This is a genomic window from Lacrimispora sp. (assembly GCF_046972725.1).
GTDB lineage: Bacteria > Bacillota > Clostridia > Lachnospirales > Lachnospiraceae > Lacrimispora.
On the sequence record NZ_JBKVXF010000004.1, the window covers coordinates 133429 to 156239 of the forward strand.

Annotated in this window: 17 protein-coding genes; 15 read left to right on the plus strand and 2 right to left on the minus strand. The window is 45.3% G+C overall.

The annotated features are described in order from the left end of the window. The first annotated feature begins 44 nt into the window (after positions 1-44). From ACLTWA_RS14600 to ACLTWA_RS14655, 12 genes are all read left to right on the plus strand, one after another. On the plus strand, positions 45-1334 hold the full coding sequence (locus tag ACLTWA_RS14600; protein ID WP_412328634.1) for an ATP-binding protein: 1290 nt from the start codon (positions 45-47) through the stop codon (positions 1332-1334). A 101-nt stretch (positions 1335-1435) separates the two neighbouring features. After that, entirely contained in the window at positions 1436-3004 is a 1569-nt protein-coding gene (locus ACLTWA_RS14605; protein ID WP_412328635.1) for an exopolyphosphatase, read from the plus strand. Continuing rightward, positions 3004-5145 (plus strand): RNA degradosome polyphosphate kinase, encoded by a 2142-nt coding sequence (locus tag ACLTWA_RS14610; protein WP_412328636.1) that lies wholly within the window; start codon positions 3004-3006, stop codon positions 5143-5145. Before ACLTWA_RS14605 ends, ACLTWA_RS14610 begins: the two co-directional genes overlap by 1 nt. A 148-nt stretch (positions 5146-5293) precedes the next feature. After that, positions 5294-6001, plus strand: a complete 708-nt coding sequence (locus tag ACLTWA_RS14615) for a response regulator transcription factor (protein ID WP_412328637.1) — start codon at positions 5294-5296, stop codon at positions 5999-6001. Next, positions 5991-7127, plus strand: a complete 1137-nt coding sequence (locus tag ACLTWA_RS14620; RefSeq protein WP_412328638.1) for a sensor histidine kinase — start codon at positions 5991-5993, stop codon at positions 7125-7127. The genes ACLTWA_RS14615 and ACLTWA_RS14620 overlap by 11 nt, the downstream gene beginning before the upstream one ends. 6 nt (positions 7128-7133) lie before the next feature. Beyond that, positions 7134-9605, plus strand: coding sequence for a hypothetical protein (locus tag ACLTWA_RS14625; protein ID WP_412328639.1), 2472 nt, complete (start codon positions 7134-7136; stop codon positions 9603-9605). After that, positions 9605-10567 (plus strand): ABC transporter ATP-binding protein, encoded by a 963-nt coding sequence (locus tag ACLTWA_RS14630; protein WP_412328640.1) that lies wholly within the window; start codon positions 9605-9607, stop codon positions 10565-10567. Before ACLTWA_RS14625 ends, ACLTWA_RS14630 begins: the two co-directional genes overlap by 1 nt. Beyond that, on the plus strand, positions 10545-11459 hold the full coding sequence (locus ACLTWA_RS14635) for an ABC transporter permease (protein WP_412328641.1): 915 nt from the start codon (positions 10545-10547) through the stop codon (positions 11457-11459). The genes ACLTWA_RS14630 and ACLTWA_RS14635 overlap by 23 nt, the downstream gene beginning before the upstream one ends. A 12-nt stretch (positions 11460-11471) precedes the next feature. Beyond that, the gene (locus ACLTWA_RS14640; protein ID WP_412328642.1) at positions 11472-12299 is read left to right on the plus strand and encodes a deoxyribonuclease IV; all 828 of its coding nucleotides are present in this window, start codon (positions 11472-11474) and stop codon (positions 12297-12299) included. A 56-nt stretch (positions 12300-12355) separates the two neighbouring features. Then, the gene (locus ACLTWA_RS14645; RefSeq protein ID WP_412328643.1) at positions 12356-13546 is read left to right on the plus strand and encodes an SPFH domain-containing protein; all 1191 of its coding nucleotides are present in this window, start codon (positions 12356-12358) and stop codon (positions 13544-13546) included. Further along, positions 13543-14571, plus strand: coding sequence for a TFIIB-type zinc ribbon-containing protein (locus tag ACLTWA_RS14650; protein ID WP_412328644.1), 1029 nt, complete (start codon positions 13543-13545; stop codon positions 14569-14571). Before ACLTWA_RS14645 ends, ACLTWA_RS14650 begins: the two co-directional genes overlap by 4 nt. Then, positions 14568-15449, plus strand: a complete 882-nt coding sequence (locus ACLTWA_RS14655) for a TPM domain-containing protein (RefSeq protein WP_412328645.1) — start codon at positions 14568-14570, stop codon at positions 15447-15449. The genes ACLTWA_RS14650 and ACLTWA_RS14655 overlap by 4 nt, the downstream gene beginning before the upstream one ends. 27 nt (positions 15450-15476) lie before the next feature. On the opposite strand, the gene sfsA is transcribed toward ACLTWA_RS14655, so the two are convergent. Beyond that, on the minus strand, positions 15477-16256 hold the full coding sequence (gene sfsA / locus ACLTWA_RS14660) for a DNA/RNA nuclease SfsA (RefSeq protein ID WP_412328646.1): 780 nt from the start codon (positions 16254-16256) through the stop codon (positions 15477-15479). 224 nt (positions 16257-16480) lie between these two features. Here sfsA and thrC point away from each other — a divergent pair, with 224 nt between their 5' ends. After that, positions 16481-17965 (plus strand): threonine synthase, encoded by a 1485-nt coding sequence (gene thrC, locus ACLTWA_RS14665; protein ID WP_412328647.1) that lies wholly within the window; start codon positions 16481-16483, stop codon positions 17963-17965. On the opposite strand, the gene ACLTWA_RS14670 is transcribed toward thrC, so the two are convergent. Further along, positions 17962-19323 (minus strand): MATE family efflux transporter, encoded by a 1362-nt coding sequence (locus ACLTWA_RS14670; RefSeq protein WP_412328648.1) that lies wholly within the window; start codon positions 19321-19323, stop codon positions 17962-17964. The genes thrC and ACLTWA_RS14670 overlap by 4 nt on opposite strands. Before the next feature lie 182 nt (positions 19324-19505). Between ACLTWA_RS14670 and fba the strand changes: the two genes are divergently transcribed. Beyond that, positions 19506-20369, plus strand: coding sequence for a class II fructose-1,6-bisphosphate aldolase (gene fba, locus ACLTWA_RS14675; protein ID WP_412328649.1), 864 nt, complete (start codon positions 19506-19508; stop codon positions 20367-20369). Positions 20370-20571: 202 nt separating this feature from the next. Continuing rightward, positions 20572-22689 carry a glutamine synthetase III gene (locus ACLTWA_RS14680; protein ID WP_412328650.1) on the plus strand — a complete coding sequence of 706 codons (2118 nt, stop codon included), beginning with the start codon at positions 20572-20574 and terminating at the stop codon, positions 22687-22689. Positions 22690-22811: the final 122 nt, after the last annotated feature.

Consider the following 22811-nt stretch of genomic DNA (forward strand, 5'->3'; position numbering starts at 1 on the left):
GGTCTGATTCAGACCGGACTTAAACTTTACACCAGGAGGAAATTATGAAATCTCAGGAACTGATATTGTACAAGAATTTAGAATACCGGGAACTATTTGACCAGATTGCAAAGCTGCTTACACTCTCCCCGGAGGAAAGATCAGAAGCAATGCCCGTTTCTTATGCCTGTGCCGGCCAGCTGGTCAGACTGGCGTCTTCTTACGGGTTTTCTGGAAATCTCTGGCATTGCTTTTTGGCCTTGTGTCTGGCAGATAATGAAAATGCCTACAGTACCGCCTGTGAGGTGGTGGGACCTGTAAAAGGTACATTAAACCGTCTGGCAGCCCATGATTTTGCCATATTTAAAGAACTTTTTCAGTATGATATCCGTTCTTTGGACCATTCCGGAGATTCCGGGATATGGTCGGCTCTGAACGATTATCAGGCGCCGGATGAAAGCAGCAGTGTCTATAATCTATGGATACGGGATCAGATACTCGCTCTTGCAAAAGCCCTTCCAAAGGCTGCCGGTGAGGAAGCGTTTCAGGCAGAGATCACAGAATTCTACCGCCGGTTCGGGGTGGGGAAATTCGGTCTTAACAAAGCGTTTCGTGTGGAGGGAGATGAAAGCGGTCCAAAGATTGTGCCCATCACCAATATTGAGACCATCCATTTTTCCGATATCATAGGCTATGAAAACCAAAAGCAGAAGCTCATGGAGAATACGGAAGCATTTTTGGAGGGAAAGGCTGCAAATAACGTCCTTTTATTTGGAGACAGCGGTACCGGAAAGTCTTCAAGCATTAAGGCCGTATTAAATGAATACTATGACAGGGGCTTAAGGATCATCGAGGTTTATAAGCACCAGTTTCAGATGCTTTTAAAGGTTCAGGAGCAGATTAAGGACCGCAATTATAAGTTTATCATCTATATGGATGACCTGTCTTTTGAGGACTCCGAACTGGAATATAAATATTTAAAAGCCATTATTGAAGGCGGTCTGGGAATAAAACCTAAGAATGTACTGATCTATGCCACCTCGAACCGCCGCCATTTGATTCGTGAAAAGTTCAGTGATAAAAGGGAACTGGATGATGAATTACATAATAATGATACCGTCCAGGAAAAACTTTCCCTGGTTGCCCGTTTCGGCGTGACCATTTATTATGGTTCTCCCGATAAGTCAGAGTTTTTAAATATCGTAAAGGAACTTGCCGCCCGTTATCAGGTATCCATGCCATTGGAGGAACTTTATGCAAAGGCAAATATCTGGGAACTCCAGCATGGGGGCCTGTCAGGAAGGACCGCAAGCCAGTTCATGACTCACATTTTGGGGAAAAAAGAAGAAAATTAGGGAGGAATGGAACATTTTACCTGGATTTAACACAAAAATTACAATGATAGAGTAAAATAGTATCAAAACGGCCCCTTGAATGGGCGGTAAGGAGGACAGGTATGGCAATCAAAATATTTGCTGCCATCGATGTGGGATCATTTGAATTGGAACTTGGCATTTATGAGATATCAGTCAAAAGCGGAATACGAAAGATCGATCATGTTCGCCATGTCATCGCCCTTGGGAGGGATACTTATAACAACGGTAAGATCAGTTATGAGCTGGTGGAGGAGATGTGCAGTGTCATAAAAGATTTTGCAGATATTATGCAGTCCTATAAAGTCATCGGGTACCGGGCTTACGCCACCAGTGCCCTGCGGGAGGCAAAGAACAACCAGATCGTTCTGGACCAGATCAAGGTGAGGACCGGCATTGAGGTTCAGATCATAAGCAACTCAGAGCAGCGCTTTATCAGTTATAAAGCCATTGCTTCAAAGGATGCAGAATTCAGTAAGATCATCGAAAAGGGAACGGCCATTGTGGATGTAGGCTTTGGAAGCATGCAGGTATCCTTATTTGATAAGGATGCATTAATCTCCACTCAGAACCTGATGCTGGGAGTGCTCAGAATCCGGGAGATGATGGGAGATGTGCAGGTCAGCACAAAGATGCAGAATACTTTGATTGAAGAGATGGTGGACAATGAACTCTACACCTTCCGGAAGGTGTATCTAAAAGACCGTGAGATCAAAAACCTTATCGGAATCGGAGAGAGTATCCTCTACCTGTCCCGCGGCAGCAACGGGGGGAAAGCGGTGGAGTGGATTACTGCTGAGGAATTTATCACTTTTTATGAAAAGATTCTTAAGATGTCCAGTGACCAGATCCAGGAGCGGTTTGGAGTCAATGCAGAATATGCGGAACTTCTCGTTCCGGCGGCCATCATCTATAAGCGGGTTCTGGAACTGACCGGTGCGGAGATGTTCTGGATTCCCGGTATCCGCCTTTGTGACAGCATAGCGGCAGAGTATGCAGAAGAAAGTAAGACAGTTAAATTCCATCATGATTTCTCCGAGGATATTCTTGCTGCATCGAGAAACATGGCAAAGCGCTATAAATGCCATGTACCTCATACGGCAATACTGGAAAAATACGTTCTGGGTATTTTTGACAGCATGAAAAAATACCACGGCATGGGAAAAAGGGAACGCCTTCTTTTGCAGATTTCCGCCATACTTCATGCCTGCGGAAAATTTATTACCATGAGGAAGCCAAGCGAGTCTGCATATAATATTATTATGTCTACAGAAATCATTGGCTTGTCCCACATGGAACGGGAAATCATCGCCAATGTGGTTCGGTACAACGGGGTTGCATTCGATTACAGCCGGATGCATCTGAATGAAGAGATGTTCCGCAATACAAAAGGTGAACTGTCAAAAGAGGATATTACCATATTAATGGCAAAACTGACTGCCATCCTAAGACTGGCAAACTCCATGGACCGCAGCCATAAGCAAAAGCTTTCCGACAGCCGCATGAGCGTGAAGAACAGCCAGCTGCTGGTAACCACTTCCTATGAAGGAGACATTACTCTGGAGTCTGTGGCATTCCAGCAAAAGGCGGATTTCTTTGAAGAGATCTTTGGAATAAGACCCGTCTTAAAACAGAAGAGGAGGTTGAGCTAATGGCAGATATCAATGAGATTTATTACAATCCTGAAAATTATGTAAACCGGGAGCTGAGCTGGATTGAATTTAATTACCGGGTGCTCAGTGAGGCGAGAGACAAAAGTATCCCTCTGTTTGAACGGCTGAAATTCCTAAGCATTACCGCCTCCAATCTGGATGAATTTTACATGGTCCGTGTAGCCTCCCTCAAAGACATGGTACACGCGAAATATACGAAACCTGATATTGCAGGCTTAAAGCCTTCTGACCAGCTGGAAAAGATCAGTGAGAAGACTCATGAACTGGTGGCCGTACAGTACTCCACCTATAACCGTTCCCTTCTGCCTGCCTTAAAGCAGAACGGGCTTCGTGTCATCTCGAATCATGAGGAATTAAATGAGGAAGAGGGAAGCTTTGTGGACAGCTATTTTGAGCGGGATGTCTATCCGGTCCTCACTCCCATGGCAGTGGATTCCTCCCGGCCGTTTCCTCTCATACGGAATAAGTCCTTAAATATTGCCGCATTGCTGAAGAAAAAAAGCGGGGAAGAAGAACTGGAATTTGCCATGGTACAGGTGCCGAGCGTCCTTCCAAGAATCGTGAAGCTTCCGTCTAAAGAAAAGGGATTGCAGCAGGTCATATTGCTGGAAGAAATTATTGAGCGGAATATGGAACGCCTGTTTTTAAACTATAATGTCATCACCTCCAGTCCCTTCCGTGTTATGAGAAATGCAGATTTGACAATTGATGAAGAAGAAGCGGTGGATTTGCTGGAGGAAATCCAGAAGCAGCTGAAAAAAAGGCAGTGGGGCGAGGCGATCCGTCTGGAAGTGGAAGAAAAGATGGATAAGCAGCTGCTGAAAATTCTCAAGCGGGAACTGAATATCAGTTCTGGAGATATCTTTTCGATTGCCGGTCCCTTAGACTTGACGTTTTTGATGAAGATGTACGCATTAAAGGGCTTTGATCATCTGAAAGCGGTTCCTTATGTGCCGCAGCAGGTGCCAAGGCTTATGAATGAAGAGGATATTTTTACCAACATACGAAAAGGTGATATTCTGCTTCACCACCCTTATGAAACCTTTGACCCTGTGGTTAATTTTGTAAAAACAGCTGCAAAAGATCCTGAGGTACTGGCAATCAAGCAGACCCTGTACCGGGTCAGTGGAAATTCCCCCATTGTAGCGGCTTTGGCAGAAGCGGCCGATAACCGGAAGCAGGTATCGGTTCTGGTGGAATTAAAAGCCCGTTTTGATGAAGAGAACAATATTAACTGGGCCAAAAAACTTGAGAAGGCCGGCTGTCACGTAATCTATGGTCTGGTAGGATTAAAGACTCACAGCAAGATCACTCTGGTCGTGCGCAGGGAAGAAGATGGAATCCGCCGGTACGTTCATTTGGGAACCGGTAATTACAACGACTCCACAGCAAAACTTTATACGGATCTGGGACTGATGACCTGCAATCCGCAGATTGGAGAAGATGCTACAGCGGTATTTAACATGCTATCCGGTTATTCCGAACCTCTCCAGTGGAATAAGCTTGTGATGGCACCCATCTGGCTGAGAACCAGGTTCCTAAAGATGATCCGCCGGGAGATAAAGAATGCCGGTTCTGGAAAGCCTGCAAAAATCATTGCAAAGATGAACTCTCTTTGCGACAAGGAGATCATCGCAGCCCTGTATGAAGCTTCCTGTGCAGGGGTAAAGATCCAGCTGATCGTACGGGGAATCTGCAGTTTAAAGGCAGGCGTTCCCGGCTTAAGTGAAAATATTTCCGTCCATTCGATTGTAGGTAATTTCCTGGAACATGCCAGAATCTTTTATTTTGAAAATGACGGCAGTCCGGAACTTTATCTTGGAAGTGCGGACTGGATGCCAAGGAATCTGGATAAACGGGTGGAGATCATGTTTCCTGTGGAAGATGAAGAATTGAAGGAACGGATTTTAAATATCCTTGAGATCCAGTTAGAAGATAATGTAAAGGCACATATCTTACAGCCGGATGGAACCTATGAAAAGCCCGATAAAAGAGGCCGGGTCCAGAGAAACAGCCAGGAAGAATTCTGCGAAGCGGCAGTTCTTTCTGTGAAGGCGGAGCTTAAAAAACTGAATCCTCAGTCCAGCCGGGTATTCGTGCCGACGGAGAGCCAGAATTAAATGGAAAAATCAGGTTTGAATTACCGTATTATAGTTTTTTTGTAAGAAAATAGTAAGGCAAAGATACCTTTCTTGTGGTAAAATGGATGCAGGCTTTTTCTCTTAAAAAGAAGAGCCGCTTACATAACGACAAGGGAGGTATTTTTTCATGTCCGAAACGATAAGCATTCTGGTTGTGGATGATGAGAAGGAAATTGCAGATCTGGTTGAAATTTATCTGGTCAGTGATGGCTATAAAGTATACAAGGCAAACCATGCGGAAGAGGGACTTGAGATACTTGAAAAGAATCAGATCCATCTGGTACTCTTAGACATCATGATGCCTGGAATGGACGGACTCTCGATGTGCAAGAAGATAAGGGAAACCAATAACATTCCCATCATCATGCTGAGCGCCAAGTCAACGGACTTGGACAAGATATTGGGGCTGGGGACAGGAGCCGATGATTACGTAACAAAACCGTTTAATCCCCTGGAACTGACAGCCCGTGTAAAATCTCAGCTTCGCCGTTATACCCAGTTAAATCCCAACAGCTCGGTCAACGAAAATGCAAAGAATGAAATCGCGATCCGCGGGCTGACCATCAATAAGGACAATCACAAGGTGACTGTGTATGGAGAAGAGGTAAAGCTTACTCCCATTGAATTTGACATTCTTTATCTGCTGGCTTCCAATCCCGGAAGAGTTTTCAGTACAGATGAAATTTTTGAAAAAGTGTGGAATGAAAAGGTCTATGAAGCCAATAACACGGTAATGGTACATATCAGGCGTTTGAGAGGGAAGATGAAGGAAGACACCAGACAGAATAAGATTATAACTACTGTTTGGGGGGTAGGATACAAAATTGAAAAATGATATCAACCGCCGTTTCCATACCCGGGTCGTCGCCAATATTTTCTACAGCGCAGTCATTACGGTATTAATCGAACTTTTTCTTGTGACCAATATCTCCTTAATCGCTTCTTATATGCGAAACACGGAGAGAGACAACGCATTCGTGGAGCTGCTGACCACCTTTGATGCGGTTGTGATCCTGATTTACGTTGTCTTTGGAATCGGTATTTTTACAGTCACCTTTCTCCTTTTACAGGAAAAGTCCATGCGCTACATCGCCAGGATTTCCGACGCCATGCAGAGCATTTCGGAAGGAGACTTAAACATTACCGTTGATATTGAAGGGGACGATGAATTCTCCGTAATGGCCGCCAGCTTAAACAAGATGGTGGAGGACTTAAGGGAACTGATGGATAAGGAAAGGGAAGCGGAACGGACAAAGAATGAACTGATTACCAACATTGCCCACGACTTAAGGACTCCTTTGACCTCCATCACCGGATATCTGGAACTGCTGTCCGGGGAGACTGCGCTTGATCCTGAGGTTCAGAAAAAATACATAGGTATCGCATACGTGAAGACAAAGCGGCTGGAAAAGCTGATAGAAGATTTATTTGGATTTACAAAGCTGAACTACGGAAAGATGTCCATGCATGTTGCCAGGGTGGATGTGGTAAAGCTTTTAAGCCAGCTTCTGGAAGAATTTTATCCCAGCTTTGTGGATAAAAATCTCTCTTATGAACTTCAAAGCAATGTTCCCGCTCAGGTCATCACAGCAGATGGCAATCTTTTGGCCCGTCTGTTTGACAATCTTATCAACAATGCCATCAAGTACGGAGCCGACGGAAAACGGATTCTGGTAAAGGTTCACGGAGCCGAAGACCAGGTGACGGTTTCCATCGTCAATTACGGCTATGTGATTCCCTCGGAAGAGCTTCCACTTATATTCAATAAATTTTACCGCGTGGAGCAGTCCCGTTCCACCAATACGGGAGGAACCGGGCTTGGGCTGGCCATAGCAAAGAATATTGTGGATATGCACGGCGGAAGCATTACCGTTACCAGTGATTTATCCGGTACGGTATTTACCGTAAAACTGAAGGTTGATTTTGATGTAAACAAAGAGAACTTTGGAAAGATAGGATGACATAGGATGAAACTCAGAAAAATATCTCTGATTTGTGCCATAGCGTTTACCCTGGCAGGCAGCTTCCGGCTGCCTGCTTTCGGCATGACCGCTCCTGACACAGATTCTCAGACACACGAATATACTGCGGCTTCTGATCTGGAAATATCCATGGAGGTTTCTTATGGATACGACGGAAACGCAAAAAGCGGACGTTATGTTCCGGTGAATGTTACACTGAAAAGCCAGTCTGAGTCTCCGTTTTCCGGAACCATCCGGGTAGAGGCAATGGAATCGGATTTTGACATTTACCAATATGACTATCCGGTATCCATGGGTGCCGATGAATCCCTTTTTAAATCCCTGGACATTCCGGTAGGACGGGCAGATGTGCTTTACGTAAAGCTGATGGATTCCCAGGGGAATGAAAAGATCCGCAAGCGCTTGAAGATGAATGTAACCACGGATACGGCGGAGCTGTTCGTTGGAATTTTATCCGACCAGCCCCAGAAGCTTTCCTATATGGATGGAGTGGGGGTTAATTACAGCTCTGTCCGCATTAAGACTTTTGATTTGGAAACGGAAAAGATGCCGGATCATTTCACTGGTCTGGATCTTCTTGATGTTCTGGTCATTACGGATTATGATACCAGAAAGCTTACAGAGGATCAGCTGACAGCCATATGGGAATGGGTGAAGGAAGGAGGGACGCTTCTTCTCGGCACCGGTGAAAGAGCAGGCGAAACCCTTTATGGGTTCCGTTTTGAACTACTGGAAGAAGATTATGCGCCTCCCACTCTGCGGTCGGTGGATATGGGAGTGGAATACTCCACCAACGGACCCGGAGATTCCTTTTTAAATCTGGTCTGTGCGGATATATCCTTAAAAGGAGGAACCGGAGTTCTTTCCAATGACCAGTTTTCCGTTCTTTCTGCCATGGTAAAAGGAAAGGGAACCGTAGGAGTGGCTGCCTATGACTTTGTGGACATTGAAACCTTTTGCAAAGCCCACCGTTCCTATGTGGACAAACTCTTTACAGCACTGCTGGGAGAGACCAGACTTAATAATTTATCCTCCTATTTATACAGCGGGAATTCCGGAAAGTTCTGGTCGGTTCAGAATATGCTGAATACTGGGAATGTGGAAAAGCTTCCCAATCTGATTATTTATATCATACTGATTTTCTCATACATACTTTTGATAGGTCCAGGCATTTATCTGTACTTAAAAAAGAAGGAGCGCAGAGGTTATTACCGGACAGCAGTAGTCATTGTATCTTTTCTGTTTACGGCAGCTGTATATTTAATGGGTATAAAAACCCGGTTTAAGGATACCTTTTTCACCTATGCGACCATTTTGGATACTACGGATAATTATATGGATGAATATACCTATATCAACATGAGAACTCCCTATAATAAGGCATATTCCGTTTCTTTGGACCCCTCTTATGATATCCTGCCTATCACAAGAAGCAACAGTTATGAGATGACTCCTGTTCCCAAGTTCCTGGGGGATGAAGATTATAAGGTTCGTATCAATTACGGGAAGGACAATACCAGGTTTACGGTACAGAATGCGGCAGCGTTTGAACCTCAATATTATTCTCTCAGAAAAAGAACGCCTAATACGGATCATAAAGGTCTGCTGGGAGATATTACCCTGTTTGAGGGAAAGGTTTACGGGACTGTCACGAATGAATATCCTTTCCCGGTGGAAAAGGTAGGGGTGCTGATGTTTGGGAAAATGGTGGTTATCGATGGATTAAAGCCTGGGGAATCGAAAAAACTAAACGGCGTTCCGGTCATTAATTATCCGATCAACAGTTCCTTTATTGTGTCTGCCCGCGTAACCGGGGGTTATAAATATTCAAAAGCGGATATTGAAGATCCGGACTATATGCTGGCGCTTTCAAGAACCAATATATTAAGTTTTTATCTGGACAAGTATTCTTCTTTCTACAATCAGGAAGCAAGGATTGTAGCCTTTGGCAGGGAGCAGTCCGACAACCAGTTTCTTTTCAATGGGGCTTATGAGACTTATGGCATGTCCATGTACACCTCCACACTTGAGGTAAATACGAAAAAAGATGGAAGAACCTCAAAGTCCGCACTGATGAAAACACCAGAGGTAATCAGCGGCCAGTATTATTCCGATTCCAATGCCACTTATGCGGTGGATCCGGTGGCTCTGGAGTATTTTCTGGGCAATGATTTAGAGGTTGAAAAACTGATATTTGAGAATCCCTCCGAGGAGTTTATAAATAACGATGGCATTGCTTATACCAATCTGTTCAAGGGAGATATTTATTTCTACAACCACAATACAGGCAATTATGATGTTATGGATGCAGGCAAAACGGTTTACTCTGCCAGTGAATTAACGTCTTATCTGTCTCCGGGCAATACGCTGACTGTGAAATATGTATGTGACAATGCCGGAGAGAAGAACTGGTATGTGACGCTGCCCATGCTGTCTGTCACAGGAAGGGACAAATAATGCTGGAAATTAAAAAATTATGCAAAAAATTTGGAAAATTTCATGCACTGAACGGTTTGGATATCCATATTCCCAAAGGCTCTCTCTATGGATTTGTAGGGCCCAACGGAGCAGGCAAGACCACCACGATAAAGATCATGACCGGGCTTTTATATGCGGACAGCGGCCAGGTGCTGATAAACGGTGTGGATGTGACGGGAGGCTTCAATGATCTGAAGCTGAGCATTGGCTATGTGCCGGATTTCTTCGGAGTCTATGATAACTTAAAGGTCAACGAATACATGGAATTCTTTGCTTCCTGCTATGGGCTTGACGGGCTGAAGGCGAGAAACCGGTATATGACCCTTTTGGAACAGGTGGGACTGGAAGATAAAGTGAATTTTTACGTGGACAGTTTATCCCGGGGGATGAAACAGCGGCTCTGTCTTGCAAGAGCACTGATCCATGACCCCCTTCTGCTGGTTCTTGATGAACCGGCTTCCGGTCTGGATCCCCGGACCAGATTTGAATTTAAGGAAATTTTGAAAGATTTAAAGGAACAGGGAAAAACTATTTTCATAAGCTCTCATGTGCTTTCCGAGCTTTCTGAGCTGTGTACGGATATAGGGATCATTGACCAGGGAAAGATGGTCCTTGGCGGAAGTATGGAAGAGATCCTTCGCCGGGTCAATGCAACCAATCCTCTGATCATCTCTGTGCTTGGGAACAAGGAAAGGGCGCTTACCATCTTAAAAAGCCAGCCCTGTGTCCAGACGATCGCAGTAAAGGATCAGGATATCCGGGTGAACTTTATCGGAGATGAGCAGGATGAAGCGCTTCTTCTCCAGCAGCTTGTGGATGCAGAAGTAATGGTCCATGGATTCTGCAGGGAGCAGGGAAGCCTTGAATCCCTGTTCATGCAGATCACCGATCATGATAAAGAAAAGGCGGTGCTTGTACATGAAATTGAACCCGGTCTATAAACGGGAAATAACGGTCAGCTCCAGAAGTTTCCGTCTGGCTCTGATTTTAGTTCTTTTTAATTCCATTTTAGCCCTTGTGGTGCTTCTCAATATGTATTCTGTGGTGGAACAGGTAAAGCTGACGGCTGAAATCCAGTATTCCTCCTTCACCAATATCTATGTCTTTGTGGCAGTTGTGGAATTTGTCATGCTTATGTTCATTATGCCTGCACTGACTGCGGCAAGCGTCAGTGGGGAAAGAGAACGTCAGACCCTTGATATTTTACTTACCACCACGTTAAAGCCCTGGGAGATCATATGGGGAAAGCTGATCGCTTCCTTTGGAACCATGTTTTTGATGGTCATGTCCAGTTTTCCCCTTCTGTTCGTATCCTTTGTATACGGAGGCGTGACGGCCTATGATGTCATGATTCTGCTTTTATGCTATCTGGCCGTGGCACTTTTGTGCGGAAGTATGGGAATCTGTTTTTCATCCATATTCAAGCGTTCCACCATTGCTACAGTCGTAAGCTATGGGGTACTTGTGCTCATTGCCGCCGGAACCTATGCCGTGAATGTGTTTGTCTTATCCATTGCCCGTATGAATGCCAATAACACTTACGCCTCCTCTCTCAGCGGAATGGCGGATCAGGCCAATTCCGGCGCATTTTTATATCTTCTGCTTTTAAATCCTGTCGCGACCTTTTATGTAATGATAAACAGTCAGACTGGGGATAATCAGGTAATAAAGAGCTTAAACCAGTGGTTTGGCCCTCATCCGGAAAGTGCGGTCATGGATAACTGGGTGGTGTTAAGCATTATGATCCAGCTTCTTTTGGCAGCCATCTTTCTTTTTACGGCAGTAAAAGCCATCAGTCCGGTCCGGGGAAGAAGAACGAAAAAAACAAAATAACAGGAGGTTTATATGCTTACAATCGGATGCCATCTTTCTTCCTCAAAAGGATATTTTGCCATGGGAAAAGAGGCCGTAACTATTAATGCCAATACCTTTCAGTTTTTCACCCGGAATCCAAGGGGAACCAAAGCAAAGGCCATGAATCCTGATGATGTAAACAAATTTCTTGCCTATGCCGGTGAGCATCAGATCCACCGGATTCTGGCTCATGCGCCCTATACGTTAAATGCCTGCTCGGCAGATGAACATCTGCGCAATCTTGCCAGGGATACTATGAAGGATGATTTGGAGCGCATGGAATACACGCCTGGAAACTGTTATAATTTTCATCCGGGAAGTCATGTGAAACAGGGGACGGAGCTTGGGATCAGGTACATCTCCGACATGCTCAATCAGATTCTCACCCCTGATCTTCATACGACGGTACTTTTGGAGACCATGTCCGGCAAGGGCAGCGAGGTAGGAAAGGAATTTGAGGAGCTCAGGGAAATCCTTGACCGGGTAACGCTAAAGGAACATATGGGAATTTGTCTCGATACCTGCCACGTGTGGGATGCCGGTTATGACATCCGCAGCGACCTTGACGGTGTATTATTCCGGTTTGATCAGGTGATCGGTCTCTCCCGCTTAAAAGCCATTCATCTAAATGACAGCTTAAACCCTTTGGGAGCACACAAAGACCGTCATGCAAAGATCGGAGAGGGGTTCATTGGAGAAGAAGCCTTGAAACGGGTCGTTACCCATCCGCTGTTAAAGGATCTGCCGTTTTATCTGGAAACGCCCAATGATCTTTCCGGATATGCAAAGGAAATTTCCATGATGCGGAATGCAGTATAAAACAAATGCAAAGTATATATTATAAGGAAGATATCTAACGTTGAGGAGGAATTGACATGGGAATTGTTAAAGCGCTCACAACCGCAATCGGCGGTTCATTGGCAGACCAGTGGCTTGAAGTAATTGAAGCCGGAGAAATGGGAGATCAGACCCTGTTCTCCGCCGGTGTAAAAATCCGGAAAGGGTCCAATACAAAGGGAACAGATAATACCGTTTCCGATGGTTCTGTGATTCATGTTTACCCCAATCAGTTCATGCTTCTGGTGGACGGAGGAAAGGTCATTGATTATACCGGAGAACCAGGTTATTTTACTGTAAAGCATTCATCGCTTCCCTCTCTGTTTAACGGCCAGTTCGGAGAAGCCTTAAAGGAATCCTTTGACCGGATCCGTTATGGAGGAGAGACACCCACATCTCAAAGAGTATTTTTTATTAATCTGCAGGAAATCAAAGGGATTAAATTCGGAACTCCGAATCCGATTAATTATTTTGACCAGTTTTATAATGCGGAGCTGTTTTTAAGGGCTCATGGGACCTATTCCATCAAGGTGACAGACCCCCTTATGTTTTATGCGGAAGCCATTCCAAAGAATGCGTCCAAAGTGGAAGTCGATGATATCAATATGCAGTATTTATCAGAGTTTCTGGAAGCCCTTCAGTCTTCCATCAATCAGATGTCTGCGGATGGAATCCGTATTTCCTATGTGGCCTCCAAAGGAAGAGAACTGGGCGAGTACATGTCCGACGTTCTTGATGAACAGTGGAAAGCCCGCCGGGGAATGGCCATACAGTCGGTGGGAATCGCAAGCATTTCTTATGATGAGGAGTCCAGGGATTTGATCCATATGCGCAACCAGGGCGCCATGCTGAGTGATCCGTCTGTGCGGGAAGGCTATGTACAGGGAGCAGCGGCCAGAGGCATGGAGGCAGCAGGAAGCAATTCCGGCGGCTCCATGGCAGGCTTTATGGGAATGGGCATGGGAATGAACGTAGGAGGCGGGTTTATGAATGCTGCTTCCGGCGCAAACCTCAAACAGATGCAGATGAACCAGGAACAGCAAAGCAGTCAGTCCCCGCAGTCACCAGCCAGTACCGTAAACCGCTGGACCTGCAGCTGCGGAAGTGTCAATACCGGTAACTTTTGCCCGGAATGCGGAAATAAAAAGCCGGATGGTCCATGGACCTGTGAATGCGGTGCCGTAAATTCCGGAAAATTCTGTTCCGACTGCGGAAAACCAAAGCCATGAGCGGGGTCATAACCTACCACTGCCCCAATTGCGGAGGACCGCTTAAATTCGATCCCAAAAAACAGAATTATGCCTGCGAATTCTGTTTGTCTGAATTCACAGAAGAGGAAGCAAAGGATCCAAAGCCGGAGGTGAAAGAAGGGGGACATGGAGAACCTCTTCTTTATGCCTGCCCCAGCTGCGGTGCGGAAGTCGTAACCGATGAGACCACCGCAGCCACCTTCTGCTATTATTGCCATAATCCTGTGATTTTAACGAAGCGGCTTTCCGGAGAATACCATCCGGATTATGTGATACCTTTTGCCATCGAAAAAGACCGGGCGGTGGAGATCTTTAATAGCTGGATGAAGAAAAAACGGTTTATTCCCAGTGCTTTTTACAGTGAAGATCAGATAAACAAGATTTCCGGTGTATATTTTCCCTATCTCTTATACAGCTGCCGGGCAGAAGGGAATCTGCTGGCAAGGGCCGACCGCCTTCGGATATGGGTCAGCGGAAATTACCGTTACACGGAAACCCAGACCTATGAGATAAAAAGGGAAGGCTCTATGCCGGTAAAATTTGTACCAAGAAATGCTTTAAAAAAGGCAAGCAGGGAATTGACAGAAGGGGTGCTGCCTTACGAAACGGATCGTATGAAGCCCTTTTCCATGGGATATTTATCTGGTTTTGTGGCGGAACGCCGGGACATGGAAGAAGAGGATTTTTCTGAGGAGGTCAAGGCCGAGATCCGTTCCTTTGCGGAAAGCTCCTTAAAAAACAGCATTACCTCCTATGACTCCGTAAGGGTTCAGGACCAGTCTGTCCGGTTGGAAGATGAAACCTGGGAGTATGCCCTTCTTCCTGTTTGGACGCTTACTTATCATGATCAGGCAAAGAATGAAATGTATTATTTTACCATCAATGGTCAGACCGGAAAGGTCTGCGGAAAGCTTCCGGTGGATAAAGGCAAGCTGCTTTTGCTGTTTGCTGAAATATTCTTTCCGGTATTTCTTGTTTTACTGATTGTGGGGTATCTGATATGAAGACGATGGAATGGATGCAAATGCATAAGAGAAGATCAGCGGTCGTATTCCTGGCACTTTTCCTGTTCTTTGCTGTCTTTTCAGGAAGAAGTGATTCCTTTGGAGAAGAGACAAGAGTATTTGATGATGCCGGTCTTTTTTCTAGGGAAGAGAAGGCTGCCTTTGAAAATCAGATCACTTCCATGAGAAAAGAAATGAACATGGATGTTGTGATTGTGACCACCAATGATACAGGCGGTAAGTCTGCCGGGCAGTATGCGGAAGATTATTATGTTCAAGGGGGATACGGCGTTGGCCCGGATTACAGAGGTGCCCTGTTTCTGATTGATATGGACAATCGGGAAATCTATATTCTTCCCGTAGGAAAAATGAACCGTTTTTTAACGGATAAGCGTTGGAATCATATTCTGGATAAATCCTATGAGGCCATAAGCCAGATGGATTATGCTGCCTGTGCACAAACCTTTTTAGATGGAGTCACCCGGTATTACAGAGCCGGGATTCCGGGCGGACAGTACAATTATGACAAGGAAACAGGTAAAATCAGTGTGTACCGGAGCATCCGATGGTATGAAGCGGCAATTGCAGCCGGGATCGCTCTTTTTGCAGCCGGAATATCCTGTATGGGAGTAGTTTCCAGGTATTCCATGAAAAAAGAAAGGGGCCGGTCAGCAAACGATCTGATGGCATACCGGGTCAGCAGTCAATTCCGGTATTCCGATGAGACCGACCATCTGATCCATAAAACAGTCACCCATGTGATCATCCCCAGGAATCATGGGGGAGGAAGCGGCGGAGGAGGGTTTTCCTCCGGCGGCAGAAGTACCACCCATACCTCCTCCGGGCGCACCATGGGAGGCGGCGGGCGTAAATTTTAACTGCTTTAGTATAACTTTTTGAATTAATTATTTTTCCTGCAGGGATACAGGAACCGGCTGATCCAGAATCATGGAATCCTCTGTTACAATACAGTCATAAGCCAGGAGATGTACCCCTGCTTTTTGTGCTTCTTTCAGTGCTGCGGCAAATTCCGGATGGGTCACTCGGTTAGGCTCAAAGGTAGTCATCTCTTTCATCTGGATGACAAACAAAAGGTAAGCTTCGTAGCCTTCCTTACGGGCGTGAATCAGCTCTTCCACATGCTTGATTCCCCGTTCTGTGGGTGCATCCGGGAACATGGCACGTCCATGGTCCTCCAGAGTAACGCCTTTGACTTCCATAAATGCAGAAAATTCCGGATCAGCCGACTGAAAAGCCAGATCAAACCGTGAATGGTCATAGGTGACCTCCCGCCGGATATTACTTATGGAAAGTCCAAAGCCGGATTTTTTCGTGGAATGATTGTGAAAAGGAAGGGTTATATTTCCGCTGTTGGAAAGCAGCCATTCGTAAGCAGCCTGATTTGGCGCCTGGGAATCCATGTTGATGAGAAGGGGACCGTCCGTCCGTTCCTTCCATACTCCAATCAGAGAGTATTGTGTCTTTCTTCCAAGGACTGCCGCTTCCGGATGAAACTGTACCAGCACCGCAGCGCCTGGAAGCAAAAGCTCCTTGCACCGCCCCGTGTTTTTCACGTGACAGACAACGGTTTCTTCTTTCCCTCCGTCTCCGGAAATCAGAACGTGTGCAATAAAACGGTTGGGTCTTCTGATGAAGGTCCCCTTTCTCATATGTTCATATTTCATAAATCCATCCGGTCCTTTCTATATTTATGAAACTAAAGAATCTGTGAACCTATCTTACCACACAGAAAAGGAAAATGGTAGCCTTACCACATGTCTCTGTAACAAACACATATGTCCGCATAAAGAATACTTTTTGCTTGCGCCATTTTGCAAAGTGTGCTACAATGCTGGCAAGGTTTTCATCAATTCATACTATCACAAAGCAGGAAAGGAATCAAAAAACCATGGAATTATCCTATCAAAGTACCCGGGGCAAAGAAGCCGGTGTAACGGCATCGCAGGCAATTTTAAAAGGGCTGGCAGCAGACGGCGGCTTATTTATGCCTTGCTTTATACCAAAGCTTGACAAAACCATGAAGGAACTGTCTCGCATGACCTATCAGGAAACGGCTTATGAGGTAATGAAGCTGTTTCTTACAGACTATTCCGAAGCTGAATTGAAAAGCTGCATCGCACGGGCATATGACAGCAAGTTTGACACCGAAGAGATCGCCCCTCTTTCCAAAGCGGATGGTGCTTATTATCTGGAGCTGTATCATGGAAGCACCATTGCGTTTAAGGACATGGCTCTCTCCATTCTCCCCCACCTGATGACCACAGCTGCGAAGAAGAATCAGGTGAAGAATAAGATCGTGATCTTAACTGCAACCTCCGGAGATACCGGCAAAGCGGCAATGGCAGGCTTTGCAGATGTGGAAGGGACAGAGATCATCGTGTTCTATCCGAAAGACGGAGTAAGCCGCGTCCAGGAGCTTCAGATGGTGACACAAAAAGGAGAGAATACCCATGTGGCAGCCATTCACGGAAATTTTGATGATGCCCAAACCGGAGTGAAGAAGATTTTTGGTGACAAAGAATTTGCAGACTTTCTGGAAAAGAAGGGATATCAGCTTTCTTCGGCCAATTCCATCAACATCGGAAGACTGGTTCCCCAGATCGTGTATTATGTATACGCATATGCAAAGCTGCTTTCTGGCGGAGAGATTGCAGATGGAGAACGGATTAATGTAGTAGTTCCTACGGGAAATTTCGGAAACATTCTGGCGGCATATTTTGCAAAGCAGATGGGGGTACCGGTTAAGACGCTGATCTGTGCTTCCAATGATAATAAAGTGCTTTTTGATTTCTTCCAGTCCGGCACCTACGACAGGAACCGGGATTTTATACTGACCAGCTCTCCTTCTATGGATATCCTGATTTCCAGTAATCTAGAGCGTCTGATTTACTTAAGCACCGGATGCGATGCATCTTTATGCGCAGCGCTTATGAAAGAACTGAGTGAAAAAGGAAGCTATACGGTAACTGGAGAGATGAGAAAGAAGATGGAAGATTTTACAGGCGGATTTGCATTGGAAGAAGAGAACAGATCCACCATTAAGGAACTGTTTGACCGCACCGGATACTTAATCGACACCCATACCGGAGTGGCATCTGCCGTATATCAGGATTATAAAAAAACTACCGGGGATGATACGAAGACGGTCATCGCCTCAACCGCCAGCCCTTACAAATTCTCCAGAAATGTTCTGGAAGCCATTGAAGGAAAGCAGGAGACAGATGATGAATTTCAGATCATCGATCATCTGGCTGCCGTATCAGGAATTGCTGTTCCCCAGGCGGTAGAAGAAATCCGCACCGCTCCGGTACGTCATAATACCGAATGCGATGCGGATCAAATGAAAGAAGCAGTGATCAGTTTCTTAGACTAACTGAGAGTCCGGTATGCGAACCGGCGCCATTTGCCGCGCAGGACCCGGAGGGAAAAGAAGATTGCCCGAACCAGCCAGTCGATGGTCATGGCGATCCAGATGCCCATAAGTCCAAGGCCTAAGTGAAGGCTTAATACATAGGCTAGAACGATGCGGCAGATCCACATTGAGCAGATGGAGACCATCATTGTAAAACGGACATCACCTGCCGCCCGAAGGCCGTTGGTGAGACAGAACGCCAGGGGATGAATGATCATGCAGCAGATACTGTGGTAAAGCATCAGCTTTACGGCCAGGGAACTGGTTTCCGGTGACAGCTGGAACAGGTTTGTAATAACATTTAAAAACGGTATGATGGAAAGGTTTAATATGATCAGCCAGATATAGGCTGTTTTTAACAGCTTTCCCATATACTTTTTGGCCTGGTCCAGTTCGCCTGAACCTACGCACTGGCCGACCACCGTTATCATGGCGATGCCAATGGCTGTTGCGGGTATGGTTTCCAGACCGCAGATGGTACTTGCAACAGCATTTGCTGCAATGGCTACGGTGCCGAAGCTGGAGATAAGACTGGAAAGAAGCAGCTTTCCCAGTTGGAAGATGCTGTTTTCCACTCCGTTTGGAACTCCGATGTATAAGATCTTACGCAGCATACTTTTATCGATTTTAAGCGTAAAGTCTACGGAGAGTCCGGCATGTCTGTGAAGGAGCACCAGAATAATAACGGCGCAGAGGATTCTTGAAATCAGGGTGGAGAGTCCGGAGCCTGCCACCCCCATATGCAATCCAAAGATAAAGATGATGTTTCCCACAATATTAAATACATTGGCAATGATGGAAACCCTCATGGAGACCCCGGAGTTTCCCACAGAGCGGAACAGCGCGGCCGCACTGTTATAAAAAGCCAGGAATGGGTAGGAAAGAGAGGATAAGTAAAAATAGATCCTTGCATTCCCCATAACATCCTGGCTGATGTTGCCATAGATGAGACGCAAAAGAGATTCATTAAAAATCAGTGTAGCAACCATCAAAGCGATGGAAAGGCCGCCTACAGCCAGAAAAAGCTGACCGGCTGCTTTGGAAACATTTTTTTCATCTCTTCTCCCGATGTACTGGGCGGTGACAACGGAACCTCCGGCAGCCATTGCGCCGAACAGACCAATTAAAAGGACGTTAATGGTGTCCACGATCGATACGCCGGATACGGCTGCTTCTCCAACTGGAGCAACCATAAGGGTATCTGTCATTCCCATGGCAACGGCCAGAAACTGCTCAATGACCAGGGGCAGGATCAGCTTTTTCAGCTGTTTCTTTGTAAATAGTTCCCTTGATTGGTCTTCTTCCATCTTTTGTTTCATAACATCTCTCCCATATTGTATTTATTTTAATACTATTATAAAGCATTGTCCCTATGAAAGCAAAATGTAACTTTGTTATAAAAAAAACAATCTTTTTTAAATTATTCTTTTCAAAAAAGATATAATAGTATATAATGAAAAAATAAAAGATAAAAATCTTAAAACAAATGGAGGTTCGTGATATGTTAGTTTCAGCGAAAGAAATGCTTGAAAAAGCAAGAGACGGAAAATATGCAGTCGGACAGTTCAACATCAACAACCTTGAGTGGACAAAGGCCGTTTTACAGACAGCAGAGGAATTAAAATCACCAGTGATTCTGGGTGTTTCCGAAGGTGCTGGCAAATACATGACAGGCTACAAGACCGTAGCTGCTATGGTGAAAGCCATGATTGAAGAATTAAAGATCTCTGTTCCGGTAGCACTTCATCTGGACCATGGTTCCTATGAAGGCTGCTACAAATGCATCGAAGCAGGATTTTCCTCCATCATGTTTGATGGTTCCCATTATCCCATTGCTGAAAATGTGGAAAAAACTACGGAGCTTGTAAAGGTATGTGCAGAAAAAGGACTTTCCCTGGAAGCAGAGGTTGGTTCCATCGGCGGTGAAGAAGACGGAGTTGTGGGCATGGGCGAGTGTGCAGACCCTGATGAATGCAAGCAGGTGGCTGATTTAGGTGTTACCATGCTGGCGGCAGGGATCGGCAACATCCACGGAAAGTATCCTGCGAACTGGGCAGGTTTAAGCTTTGAGACTCTGGCTGCTGTAAAAGATAAAGTAGGCGATATGCCTTTGGTGCTTCACGGTGGTACAGGCATTCCAGAAGACCAGATCAAGAAAGCAATCAGCCTTGGCGTGGCCAAGATCAATGTGAATACCGAATGCCAGCTTTCTTTTGCAGAAGCAACCCGTAAGTACGTGGAAGCAGGCAAGGATTTAGAAGGTAAGGGCTTTGACCCAAGAAAACTTCTTGCTCCCGGTACGGAAGCAATCAAGGCAACGGTTAAGGAAAAGATGGAATTATTTGGTTCTGTAGGAAAAGCTTAATTGCTGATTTATAAAATATTTTTCAAAAAGTACTTGATTTTTTTAAGGAAATGATATATTTTAAATAGGAACGATGGCGTTCTCCTTATACTTGGAGGGCGCTTTTTCTAATTTTATGCATATTTAATTAAAAAGAGACTTAAAAAGGGCAAACCGGCTTAATATTATTAAGTGGTAATTCATATGAGAGGATGGAAAATTTATGAGTGAAGTTGTGAACGTAGCCGAGATGTTCGGTAAGAATGTATTTAACGAAACAGTAATGAGAGAGCGTTTACCAAAGTCTGTTTTCAAGAAATTAAAGAAAACAATCGAGGATGGCGCAGAGCTTGATCCTTCCATTGCTGATGTAGTTGCACATGCAATGAAGGACTGGGCAATTGAAAGAGGTGCAACTCATTATACACATTGGTTCCAGCCCCTTACCGGCATTACGGCAGAAAAGCATGATTCTTTCATCTCTGCACCATCAACAGATGGAAAGGTAATCATGGAATTTTCCGGCAAAGAGCTTGTAAAAGGCGAACCGGATGCTTCCTCTTTCCCCTCAGGCGGACTTCGGGCAACCTTTGAAGCCAGAGGATATACGGCTTGGGATTGTACTTCACCGGCGTTTTTAAGAGAAGATGCCATTGGTGTTACCCTTTGCATTCCCACTGCTTTCTGTTCCTACACAGGAGAAGCACTTGACAAAAAGACCCCTCTCTTAAGATCTATGGAAGCTGTTGATGAGCAGGCCTTAAGAATCTTAAGATTATTCGGAAATACCACATCAAAGAGAGTCACTCCATCCGTTGGACCGGAGCAGGAATATTTCCTGGTTGACCATGAGAAATATTTACAGAGAAAAGATTTAATTTATGCCGGCCGTACCTTATTCGGAGCAATGCCTCCAAAGGGACAGGAACTGGAAGATCATTACTTCGGCTCAATCCGTGAGAGAGTTGCTGCATATATGAAGGAAGTAAACGAAGAACTCTGGAAGCTTGGGGTTCCGGCAAAGACACAGCATAATGAGGTTGCTCCGGCACAGCATGAGCTGGCACCGATTTATGAGCAGGCCAATGTAGCCGTTGACCACAACCAGCTGGTTATGGAAACCTTAAAGAAGGTGGCAGGACGTCACGGATTAAACTGTCTGCTTCATGAGAAGCCATTTGCAGGAGTGAACGGTTCCGGTAAGCATAATAACTGGTCCTTAACCTCTGATGACGGAATCAACTTATTAAATCCGGGAGAGACACCTCACGAGAATATTCAGTTCTTACTGGTGTTATCCTGTATCTTAAAGGCGGTTGACAAGCATGCGGACCTTCTTCGTGAAGCTGCAGCAGATGTAGGAAATGATCACAGACTGGGTGCCAATGAGGCTCCTCCAGCTATTATCTCCGTATTCATCGGCGAGCAGTTAGAAGACGTGGTAGACCAGCTTTGCAGCACCGGAGAAGCAACCCGTTCCAAGGCAGGCGGAACCTTAAAGACAGGCGTTAGAACCTTACCTGATTTATTTAAGGACGCTACAGACCGTAACAGAACCTCTCCATTTGCCTTTACCGGCAATAAGTTCGAGTTCCGTATGGTTGGTTCCTCCGACTCCATTTCTTCTCCGAACGTTGTATTGAACACCATTACCGCAGAGGCATTTAAAGAAGCGGCAGATATTCTTGAGAAGGCAGATGATTTTGATACCGCAGTACATGACCTGATTAAAAAGCAGTTAGCAGAACATAGAAGAGTCATCTTTAACGGCAACGGCTATTCCGATGCATGGGTAGAAGAAGCAGAAAAAAGAGGACTTCCGAACTTGAAATCTATGGTAGAAGCCATTCCTGCACTTGTTACGGAAGATTCTATCAAGATGTTTGAAGAATTCAAGGTATTTACAAAGGCAGAACTGGAATCCCGTGTTGAGATTGAATATGAAGCTTACAGCAAAGCCATCAACATCGAGGCAAGAACCATGATCGATATGGCTGGCAAGCAGATTATTCCGGCGGTTGTAAAATACACCTCCTTACTTGCTGATTCCTTAGGAAAGATCAAATCTGCATGTCCGGATGCGGATACCAGTGTACAGGAAGAACTTCTTGTGGAAGTAAGCGCATATCTTTCCGATATGAAGCTCGCTTTATCTGCTCTGATTGAAGTTACTGACAAGTGTGCAGCCCTTGAAGATAACAAAGAGCAGGCAACCGCTTATCATGATGAAGTAGTTCCTGCAATGGCAGCTCTTCGTACACCGGCAGACAAACTGGAAATGATTGTAGACAAAGAATTATGGCCATTGCCAAGCTACGGAGACCTGATCTTCGAAGTATAAGAAACCATATGGAGTTGGTAAAAACCGCTCCGGAATAAATAGAATTTAAAGATAAGCCTTAAATGGTATGTTTGAACAGACCCATTTTAAGGCTTATTTTTTGTCCTTTTTCAATCCGGTAG

What these genes read in the sequence shown, in the direction of transcription:
- ACLTWA_RS14680 (WP_412328650.1), top strand. Translation starts at nt 20,572, where the DNA reads ATGAGTGAAGTTGTGAACGTAGCCGAGATGTTCGGTAAGAATGTATTT.
- ACLTWA_RS14615 (WP_412328637.1), top strand. Translation starts at nt 5,294, where the DNA reads ATGTCCGAAACGATAAGCATTCTGGTTGTGGATGATGAGAAGGAAATT.
- ACLTWA_RS14605 (WP_412328635.1), top strand. Translation starts at nt 1,436, where the DNA reads ATGGCAATCAAAATATTTGCTGCCATCGATGTGGGATCATTTGAATTG.
- sfsA (WP_412328646.1), bottom strand. Translation starts at nt 16,256, where the DNA reads ATGAAATATGAACATATGAGAAAGGGGACCTTCATCAGAAGACCCAAC.
- ACLTWA_RS14635 (WP_412328641.1), top strand. Translation starts at nt 10,545, where the DNA reads ATGAAATTGAACCCGGTCTATAAACGGGAAATAACGGTCAGCTCCAGA.
- thrC (WP_412328647.1), top strand. Translation starts at nt 16,481, where the DNA reads ATGGAATTATCCTATCAAAGTACCCGGGGCAAAGAAGCCGGTGTAACG.
- ACLTWA_RS14670 (WP_412328648.1), bottom strand. Translation starts at nt 19,323, where the DNA reads ATGAAACAAAAGATGGAAGAAGACCAATCAAGGGAACTATTTACAAAG.
- ACLTWA_RS14600 (WP_412328634.1), top strand. Translation starts at nt 45, where the DNA reads ATGAAATCTCAGGAACTGATATTGTACAAGAATTTAGAATACCGGGAA.
- ACLTWA_RS14655 (WP_412328645.1), top strand. Translation starts at nt 14,568, where the DNA reads ATGAAGACGATGGAATGGATGCAAATGCATAAGAGAAGATCAGCGGTC.
- ACLTWA_RS14640 (WP_412328642.1), top strand. Translation starts at nt 11,472, where the DNA reads ATGCTTACAATCGGATGCCATCTTTCTTCCTCAAAAGGATATTTTGCC.
- ACLTWA_RS14630 (WP_412328640.1), top strand. Translation starts at nt 9,605, where the DNA reads ATGCTGGAAATTAAAAAATTATGCAAAAAATTTGGAAAATTTCATGCA.
- ACLTWA_RS14610 (WP_412328636.1), top strand. Translation starts at nt 3,004, where the DNA reads ATGGCAGATATCAATGAGATTTATTACAATCCTGAAAATTATGTAAAC.
- ACLTWA_RS14645 (WP_412328643.1), top strand. Translation starts at nt 12,356, where the DNA reads ATGGGAATTGTTAAAGCGCTCACAACCGCAATCGGCGGTTCATTGGCA.
- ACLTWA_RS14650 (WP_412328644.1), top strand. Translation starts at nt 13,543, where the DNA reads ATGAGCGGGGTCATAACCTACCACTGCCCCAATTGCGGAGGACCGCTT.
- fba (WP_412328649.1), top strand. Translation starts at nt 19,506, where the DNA reads ATGTTAGTTTCAGCGAAAGAAATGCTTGAAAAAGCAAGAGACGGAAAA.
- ACLTWA_RS14625 (WP_412328639.1), top strand. Translation starts at nt 7,134, where the DNA reads ATGAAACTCAGAAAAATATCTCTGATTTGTGCCATAGCGTTTACCCTG.